At 64.0% G+C, this 2,028-nt stretch carries 4 protein-coding genes; all 4 read right to left on the bottom strand.

Translation table 11 applies throughout. The annotated features are described in order from the left end of the window. A partial coding sequence (locus ENZ75_RS30070) for an aldehyde dehydrogenase family protein (RefSeq protein ID WP_128278557.1) occupies positions 1–776 on the bottom strand: 776 nt, incomplete at its 3' end. Between the two features lie 160 nt (positions 777–936). Next, on the bottom strand, positions 937–1,281 hold the full coding sequence (locus tag ENZ75_RS30065; protein WP_013528939.1) for a cupin domain-containing protein: 345 nt from the start codon (positions 1,279–1,281) through the stop codon (positions 937–939). Between the two features lie 23 nt (positions 1,282–1,304). Continuing rightward, positions 1,305–1,646 carry a cupin domain-containing protein gene (locus tag ENZ75_RS30060; protein WP_063170399.1) on the bottom strand — a complete coding sequence of 114 codons (342 nt, stop codon included), beginning with the start codon at positions 1,644–1,646 and terminating at the stop codon, positions 1,305–1,307. A 17-nt stretch (positions 1,647–1,663) separates the two neighbouring features. Next, positions 1,664–2,014, bottom strand: a complete 351-nt coding sequence (locus ENZ75_RS30055; RefSeq protein ID WP_063169498.1) for a cupin domain-containing protein — start codon at positions 2,012–2,014, stop codon at positions 1,664–1,666. Positions 2,015–2,028 lie beyond the last annotated feature (14 nt).

Here is a 2,028-nt window from a genome sequence, read left to right as displayed (position 1 = left end):
CTTATGATCAGCGGGTCGCTGCCGCCGGCCTCGATGACGCACGGCTTCATGCGTTCGGCGCAGGCTACCGCCACCGCCTTGCCTGCGGCGACCGAGCCGGTGAAGGCAACGGCATGGGTGCGGTCGGAGGCGATCAGCGCCTGCGCTGTGGCCGCTCCGCCGGGCAGGCAGGAGACCAGCCCCTCTGGCAGCGAGCGGAACACGGTCATGTAGTCCAGCGTCGAGAGCGTCGTCGCCTCGGCCGGCTTGATGATGCAGGCATTGCCGGCGGCGAGCGATGCGGCGACCGTCCAGCACATCAGCAGGATCGGGAAATTGTAGGGCATGATGTGTACGGAGACGCCGTAAGGTTCGTAGCGCGCATACTGGAACGAACCGGCCTGCGTCGTGCCGGCGATCTTGCCGGCATCGTCGCGCGCCATCTCGGCATAGTAGCGGAAGATCGGCGCGCAATTGGCGATCTCGCCGATCGCTTCGGGGTAGGGTTTGCCCATCTCGCGCACCATCAGCTCGGCGCAACGCGTGAAGTCCGCCGCCTCGATGGCGTTGGCGACGGCATGCAGATGCTTGGCCCGGCTCTTGGCATCGAGCTTCTTCCAGGCGGCCTGCGCCTTCGTCGCGGCCGTGAGTGCGGTATCGATCTCGCCGTCTGTCGCAGCAGAGATAGCGCCGACGGTTTCCAGCGTCGCCGGATCGATCACCGGTTTTGCCGCGCCGGCCATCGACCGGTAGTCCGGATTGACGAAGAAGGTTGGCCGGTCAGGAGAGAAATCCATTTTGTCCTTCTCCATTTACGGAGCCTTTTTGAGAATTCGTCCTGCCGAGGCAGATGGCGTGGCTTTCGAGAACCGGAGCGCAGCGGACATTTAGTCCGTGAGCACCGGAAGCGCAGAAAGCCGCGTCAGGTGTCCGGCAGGGCAGAATTATCGAGAAGGCTCAGCGGATCATGTAGACCTTCTTGATTGTCTCATGGACGGTGCAGACGCCCTTCCAGTCCTGCGGGAAGAACGCTGCCGTATCCGGCTCGATCTCGATGACCTCGCCGGATTCATGCACATAGGTGCAGCGCCCTTCGAGGAAATGGCAGAACTCGTCGCGGGTGACATGGCAGTGCCATTTGCCCGGAGTGCAGACCCAAAGCCCGCATTCGGAGCGGCCTTCCGGCCCCTTGTACAGCAGCTTGCCCGAGGTATGGGATTGGCCCTCGATCATGGTCGGGATGACGCCCCAGTCGACGAGGTCGGTAATGGTAAGCGGGGATTTCATGATGGGGGTTGTCATATCGATTCCTTGGAAATGGGTGCTCAGCGGCACATGAAGGCCTTGGTCAGCGTTTGCGTGATGATGGAGATGCCGGTCCAGCCGGCGGGGAAGAATACCAGCGTGCCGGCCTCGACCGCGATCTCCTCGCCGTCGCCATGGACATAGCTGCCGCGTCCCGACAGGAAGTGGCAGAATTCGTCGGCGCCAAAGGTGACCTTGCGCGTGCCCGGCGTGCACGCCCACAGGCCGCATTCGCTCGATCCGTCCGGGTTCTGCGCCAGGATCTTGCCCGAAGCGCGCGGCGAACCGGCGAGCGTGTTGCTGCCCGCGCCCCAGTCTTCCAATTCCACGGCCGAAGCCTTCGGCCAGTGCGGTGTCGACATGTCATCAAGCTCCGTGGTCACGCCAGCATGTAGACGTTGCGCATCGTCTCATGCACGGTGCATTCGCCTCTCCAGCCGGCAGGGAACATGACCACGGTGCCGGTGGAGACTTCTATCACCTCACCGACATCCGACCGGTAGGTCGCGCGGCCGGCGACGAAATGGCACAATTCGTCGCGCGGGATACTGAGGCGCCAGCGGCCTGGCGTGCAGACCCAGATGCCGGATTCCGGCTGGTTGTTTGGCCCTTTGTGCACGAGCCTGCCGGTGGAGCGCGAAGCGCCGTCCAGCGCGTCAGGTTGGACGCCCCAGTCGACGAGGTCGGTTCGGGTGGTGGCCTGGTGGAGGTGTGGGGCGGAGGAGGTCATGAGCGTGCTCCATC

Source organism: Mesorhizobium sp. M7A.F.Ca.CA.002.04.1.1, from assembly GCF_004022805.1.
GTDB classification, from domain to species: Bacteria; Pseudomonadota; Alphaproteobacteria; order Rhizobiales; family Rhizobiaceae; genus Mesorhizobium; species Mesorhizobium ciceri.
Note: the sequence above shows the minus strand (reverse complement) of the source record. Positions and strands in the feature narration are given on the sequence as shown.